The organism is Bacillus sp. AFS001701 (assembly GCF_002559405.1).
Classification (GTDB): domain Bacteria; phylum Bacillota; class Bacilli; order Bacillales; family Bacillaceae_G; genus Gottfriedia.
Window position 1 is genome coordinate 1 of record NZ_NTZO01000072.1, and the last position, 6,819, is coordinate 6,819.

Annotated in this window: 6 protein-coding genes; 1 reads left to right on the forward strand and 5 read right to left on the reverse strand. The window is 28.8% G+C overall.

The features are described 5' to 3' along the window. Positions 1 to 247: 247 nt before the first annotated feature. The 3 genes from CN514_RS06130 to CN514_RS06140 all read right to left on the reverse strand — a co-directional run bounded on the left by CN514_RS06130 (position 248) and on the right by CN514_RS06140 (position 2,512). Entirely contained in the window at positions 248 to 1,072 is an 825-nt protein-coding gene (locus tag CN514_RS06130; protein ID WP_098231837.1) for a hypothetical protein, read from the reverse strand. 396 nt (positions 1,073 to 1,468) lie between these two features. Next, positions 1,469 to 1,732 (reverse strand): excalibur calcium-binding domain-containing protein, encoded by a 264-nt coding sequence (locus CN514_RS06135; RefSeq protein WP_098231838.1) that lies wholly within the window; start codon positions 1,730 to 1,732, stop codon positions 1,469 to 1,471. 450 nt (positions 1,733 to 2,182) lie between these two features. Then, positions 2,183 to 2,512, reverse strand: a complete 330-nt coding sequence (locus CN514_RS06140) for a nucleoside triphosphate pyrophosphohydrolase (protein WP_286141584.1) — start codon at positions 2,510 to 2,512, stop codon at positions 2,183 to 2,185. A 149-nt stretch (positions 2,513 to 2,661) separates the two neighbouring features. Here CN514_RS06140 and CN514_RS06145 point away from each other — a divergent pair, with 149 nt between their 5' ends. Then, on the forward strand, positions 2,662 to 3,636 hold the full coding sequence (locus CN514_RS06145; RefSeq protein ID WP_098231839.1) for an HNH endonuclease domain-containing protein: 975 nt from the start codon (positions 2,662 to 2,664) through the stop codon (positions 3,634 to 3,636). A 236-nt stretch (positions 3,637 to 3,872) separates the two neighbouring features. Here the strand turns inward: CN514_RS06145 and CN514_RS06150 are convergent, their stop codons facing one another. Further along, complete coding sequence (locus CN514_RS06150) at positions 3,873 to 5,168, reverse strand: hypothetical protein (RefSeq protein ID WP_098231840.1); 1,296 nt, start codon at positions 5,166 to 5,168, stop codon at positions 3,873 to 3,875. Positions 5,169 to 5,171: 3 nt separating this feature from the next. Continuing rightward, a complete protein-coding gene (locus CN514_RS06155) occupies positions 5,172 to 6,524 on the reverse strand; it encodes an AAA family ATPase (protein WP_098231841.1) in 1,353 nt (450 codons plus the stop codon). Positions 6,525 to 6,819 lie beyond the last annotated feature (295 nt).

The following is a 6,819-nucleotide window of genomic DNA, read 5'->3' on the forward strand; positions in this document are numbered from 1 at the left end:
CGTTATATCCTTATATAATTCATATAATGACTTTTGTAATTCCTTTTCAGTTAAATCACGATTATTTACTTGAGCAACTACTTTTTTATTAGCTGAATAGTCTTTAATCCAATAGAAAAATAAAAATAAAAATAAAATCGAAAACATTAATAATACGCTTAATTTTAGATATTTCATAAAGTCTTTTGCTCCCTTAATAACTTATATAAAAAGAGAACTTAAGGCTAACCCCTAGTTCTCTTACAACCTAGTTTGATGGGCTAAAAAAACCTGTATGTCTGTGGTATTTTCTAGAGTGACCTACCTTACTAAGAACTGAGCATCTTCCTTTGTTATTAGAAGTATTGAGTGAACAATAACGTTTACTTATTATTTTTGCATAATCACTTAAACAATGATCATAAAAAATTAATGCCACGGCACAATCACTTTGAACAAAGTTTTTTGCTGCTAAGATAGGGTGCTCAAATTTATCATAATATTTCCCATCACCTAAATAACCATTGAATCTATTACAATGAACTATATTTCCACGGGAGTAGGTTATACCTCCTGATACTTTTCCTGTATTTACTGATGAATTATTTGCTGTATTACTATGTTCGTGTTCTGCTTTACCCATTTCAGCAATTATTTCATCTAGGTAAATGTCTTGGACTATCTCAGTACTAGAGGATCTGTCTACTTCAACGAGATAAGTATTCATTTCATTTCCAACAGAATTTATTTGTATTTCTATTTCATCATCTTGTTTATCAGTAACCGGTATCTCTACACTACCTTCACTAGATGTCTGATAAACATCATCACCATATTCAACAGTTACATTTTCTTGTTTTGCCTCTTTAATAAAATAGTCTCCTTCAACAATCCAACCTGCACTCTCATAAATCTCTTTCAATTCCTCAATCTCTTCTGGGGTGCCCCCTTCTTTTGGAATCTCTAAATAAAGATTTTGTTTTACATTTAGTACTATATTTTCATCTACAATCTTATGAGTTGAGGCATAACTAACTGTAGATGAAAAACAAAACATAAATATAACCAAAAAAGTGATTTTAATTTTCCTCATCATTTCCTCCTTTTTTAAACCTATTTTTAAAAACTGTAGGCTGTTATATGTGGTAAATTCTCCAATTAGAACTAGTAAAATAATGCAACTCTTAGAATTATTTATTATTCATGATCATCACTCCTTATTAATAAGTAAGTAAATAGTTTTATACTTTTAGTAAAATTTACTAACTTGTGAAAATATTAACATACTAAGTTCTATTAAACTCATTATCAATGTGACAAATAATTGAAGATTTTGGAAATAAAAAATGCAGTCTTCAAAAATTTGAAGACTGCATTGATACTTTAGCATAGTATTAATCACTGTAGACAAACTCGATGAAATTAGGTTTGCCAACAGTCTCAAATAGTTAGTTCCTTCTTTAGAACCAACATTTTTTACTTCTTAAACTTATCTCTCACACGCTATTAAATCTTTATCTCGATCCATTTTTTTATTAGCGTCATAAAGAGCTTTTGATGCATACGGTTTATATTTAGTTTTACCGCCTTTATTTTTAACGGATGCACTACGGGCAACTCCACCCTTGTATACTTTGTTTAATTCAGTACAATTTTTAAATGTTTTCACTGCTGCACTAGCATCATCAGTTGAAATGATTGAATAACTTTGAATAAATCCAATTGTAAGAATACCAATAACAAGTTTTTTCATTTGTAATAACTCCCATCTATTTTTTTTTAGTAAATAAATACGATTATATATTTCAAATCTATCTCTTAATCTATTTATAAGTTTAGCATAGAAAGTCTTGTTATTTTAGTAAAAATGTACCAGATTTACTTAGGAAGTATTTACTAACTTTAATAAACCTACCCAAAAATTGAATAGGTTGGGAATTTTTTAATTTTTTAAATTCAACATAAAAGCAATATTTATTGATTATTTATTACCAACATCCTCTTTTGTACATAGGTTACTTTGTCATATCCTTCCTCACTAAGTTCATAATGATAACAGTAGATGAGGGATTTTGTGGTTTTACTTTTTCACGTTTTTTATGAATAACCTTTGTCTGATTCTCTGGAAATAATCGTTTTCCCACAAGTTATTCAAGTTTTTCATATACTAATAACGGTAATCGAATCTGCATAATATCAGAAATTATCCCTCTATTACATGCTTTAATAGAATTCTATCTTTAAACCCACCACGATCTTCCTTCTTTTGAAGTCGAACTTTCTCAATTTCCTCAATAGAAATACCTTTCGTTTCAGCTAAAGCATAAAGAACTTCCAAAATATCGGCAATTTCTCCGACAGTTTCTTCAGGTGTTGCGTTATAAAACTCTTCAAGTTCTTCATTTAACTTTTCGTTTAATTTTTGTAAATATTCATTTTTACCTAGGACTTCCGTCTCGTATGTACTTCCTGATTTGGTAATAACGGCTGAAATTTTATCTCTCACTAATTTGTTATAATATTTTATAGTCATAAAGAACTCTCCTTTTCCACATAATTAGTATAATATATATCTCTTTAAAATTATTTCATTATTTTTAATATTAATAAAAAATGTTCATCTAAACAGTAATTGTGTCCTATATTGAATGACCGTAACAACTTTATATTAGTGGTGATAAAATGAATGATTATGTAAATCAATGGCATAGCTTAATACTAAATTGTAGTTTTGATAATACTTATAAAATGGTTTGGGGGAAAGCATTAGTTGAATTATCATTTGATGTTAGTGATGATTATAATAAGGATATAGTTGTATTTGAATTTAAAGATATTGCAGAGCTTTGCCTAAAATATTACTGGAATCAGATTATATATTTTGACTTAATACAGAGTGCAAACTTAAAGAAACCTCCTGAAATAGTTAGTATTACTAAACTATTAATTAATGAGTATTTTATAAAAAAAGGCTCCGTTCAACCTATAAGATTTGAAAAGATAAATTTTGATTCCATTGGATTAACTAATAATTATTTTGTATCAATTAGAAGAATAATAAAAATTCTAAAACAAGATGTTTGTTGGCGATTCATGAATCTTAACAGTAATGCTTACGAAATTTATAAATTAGACCGTGATGAAGGAAAAGTATATTTTACTAAACAAGATGCTCTATCACTTAAAATTCATAGTGATTTTTTATTTACCGTAATTAATTACAGATGGACACAAATATTAGAAGGCTTTAATTATAGTCCACGTATCTCTCGAAAAGTAAGAGCAATTGATGAAGATAAAATCAAAAGATCTTCGTTAAAAAACTTTCATAAACATATTGATTTATCATTTGAAGATGGAATACGTAAATGCTTTTACTGTGGTGAACAAATATTAGAAAATGAATTATCAGTTGATCATGTTATTCCGTGGTCTTATATGTTTTCTAATGACTTATGGAATTTAGTTTACTGCCATAAGGGGGAAAATTCTGAGAAGTCTAATCGTATGCCATTAGAACAAGATATTAAAAGGCTAGAGGAACGAAATAAAGCATTGCTACAGGTTCTTGATAGCAATTCAAAAGAATTTGATCAACTACAAATTGCTATTGAAAAGGATTACTTAAAACAATTTTGGATTTCATTTAAAGGATAGTAAGCTCATTTTGACCATAGGCCTAGCCTATGGTTACTTTTCGTTAGATAAATTTCAAATATCACTTATAGCTATTAATGGTACTAAACAACACATTTCAGATCTTGATTGCTTTAATGATATCACTATAGATGATTAAATTAAGAGTTTGACAGTATTATTCTAAAAAAAAGAAGACCTACTNNAGTAGGTCTTCTTTTTTTTATTCTCCTGAATTTGAGGTTAATATATATTCTTTAGTTTAATTTTATTAAATCTTTATATCCATGATTAACCACCATCACATCTTCCATTATTGGCTGTTTAACATGAACTTGATCCAAAAATAGAATACCTTTAATTTCTATATTTCCAGTACTATTTATAAAATGACCATTCTTTTCTTTTATAAAATTCATATAGTCAATCAATTCACGTAGGCCAGTAATAGCATAATTTACATTTGAAGTGTGCTTTACTTCTCCAATGATCACTTTTACAAGTTTATCATCGTTCCTCCTACTAACTTCTAAGATTAAATCTGGTCGACCACTCCATAAATTCTTTTCATTAAAAGAATTACCAAATACTTCAATTGCCACGCAAGATGCTTTTACCATCGAGTTTATTTTCCGCTCTACAAGTGGATGATATGTCTCCAACGCTTCATTCACACGAATTAGGAAAGATAAATTTCCCGATCCAATTGAGTCATGGTAAAGTCTGTAATTAAACAACTCATCTTTCCAGCTTGCAAATAAATTTTGTCGTCCGTCAAGTAATTCGAGAGTAACGTTTTGGTTATTTTGTCTAATTAATTGAATTGCCCAATATAGTTCAAATAGTACTTCTTTCTTTTCTGGAAAAACAAATGTTTCCCGTAAAAGTGATTTAATTTCCTCTTCGTTAAGTTTATTCTTATGAAGTTGTCGATATTGAATAAATAGTATTGCTGCGGTTCGATAGAGTGGGTTTCGGTGCTTCGCAGTTTCCAATAACATTCTGTCACTTATTCCAACTCTCTCAAGAGACACTCTTGAAAGATAGATATTGCGATTATATATCTGATCAATACTTACCTTTAACTCGCTCCATTCCGCAAACCATTCGTATTTCATAAATTTATTGAATCCACTTTTACTGTCCAACATATTAAACAAAAGTTGTATAAACCCTTTTAATACAATGTTTTCTTTAATATCATAGTGGCGTAACTGTTCGTTACATGAATATACAGTTTTATCTATATATCCCCTTTCCAATCGTTTTTTGATTGTACTTCCCCAGTTAATAGAACCTCTAATTTCTCCATAATATGTTTCATTTAATGATGCCGTTGAAGTTTTAAAACGACGAATCAAAATAGGCAATTGTCTTACATATTCTATAACTTCTTTTTTCATTAGAAAATGGATGTCTATTAATTGTTCTATTTGACTAACGTTAATATGTGCTTTTCGAATAAAAGAATTCACACCTACTTTTCCTGATTTCAAGTAAACAACTAGGAAATCACTAATTTCTTCAATAATTTTGTCAGTGTTTAGTTTCATTGACTACTCCTTAATATTGAAAAAATCGGTTGCAAATTCTAACAAGCGATTTGAATCTATAACTTCTATTTTCTCTAGTTTATTAATGAATTCAATAATTTCAGTATCTAAAAGTCCTTCAAATTGTGGAAGAACATAAAGGATTACTGCAGAAGTAAAGTCTCCATCTTCTTCAGTAAATTTTGAAATATCTTCGATAATTGCTGGACCAATTTGACGATATTGATTAATATAACGCCATATCTTTGCTAAAGTCTCAGAATATGAATAATCAAAAATCCCCCATAAAGGCAAATAATAATCAATAAGTTCACTATTAATTAATTTAGGTACGCCAACTGGTATAAAAGCAAATCTTCGCATAAAAGCATAGCTCATTTCATAAAGAGATGATTTATCAATGGTATTCATCGTACCAATTAAGCGCCAGTCTTTTGGAATAATAAATTCATAATCATTTAGAGAAACCTTATCCATATCCTTTTCCGGACGTACAGTAATTTGATTTCCACTATCCCCTTGAAAGTTAAGAGTAATTTGATCACCTGTCAATGCTGAGAATAGAGCTCCAAATGCTTTATCGATATCCGCACGATTCATCTCATCAATTATTAGCCAATCATTTTTTTGTATAAGTGTTTTCTCTTCTTTAAAACAATTTAAGAATAAACCTGGTTTAAAAGATAAGGTTCCATCTAAATTCGGCCGATTTCCACCTATGGTCTCATAAGCAGACCAATCAGATGTCGCAGTTGTCATTTTATAGTCTACACCGAAGCTTCGGCAAATCTCTTTTGCCATTTTGGATTTCCCTGTCCCTGGAGGTCCTGTTAAAATAATATTTTTTCCTTTTTTTAGCGCAATTTTCACTTGTTTAATGATTAGTTCCTTATTTTCGAAATATAGATCATCCATTTTCACTTCACTTGAAAAATCTATTGAAGGAATTTGCATTTCGTTCTTATTTACTTCAAAGTACTCTTCTATTTCACCTTCTATTGGTAAACTAAGTAATGAGTTAAGACTTGTGTATTTTATTGGATTCCCACTGCCTTTATGGATACTTTGAACATTCATATCAATTAATCTAAGTCTTATTTCATCTTTGGCTAGTCTTCCATGTAATATAAATCTTTTGTCCTTCCCAACATTTTTATCAGGTTCAAAACCTACTAATTCATAAACCTCTTTAATTATATTTCTATATACAGCACAGTAATATTTTATATTACCTTCTTCAAGTTTACTTTGACTAATTACCCAACTTATACTTGTAACATTTTTTAATTCGTCTGCTGTCATGTTTTCTCTATATGAAACGTTAATTTTAATTAACATTGTATCTTCGATGTTCACTTATTGTCCTCATTCCCATTTCTTGTTGAGTTTAACTTTTCTAATTATTTAAATACATTGAATCTAATTACTCCCAAGTATAATAAAAAATATTTAAAATATAAACAATATTTTAAACAAAAATACAAGCCTAAGATAGTTGTCTTTAGTTTTTTTTATTATAAATATTTTTGAGCTTATTTGGAAATCCAGTACTTATTTTGAATGAATTCCCTCCATACTTTCGTTATTTTTGGATAAACAAAATTTTTAATAATTATATTGAAAATTATTTAATTTTCTCTATATGTAATCT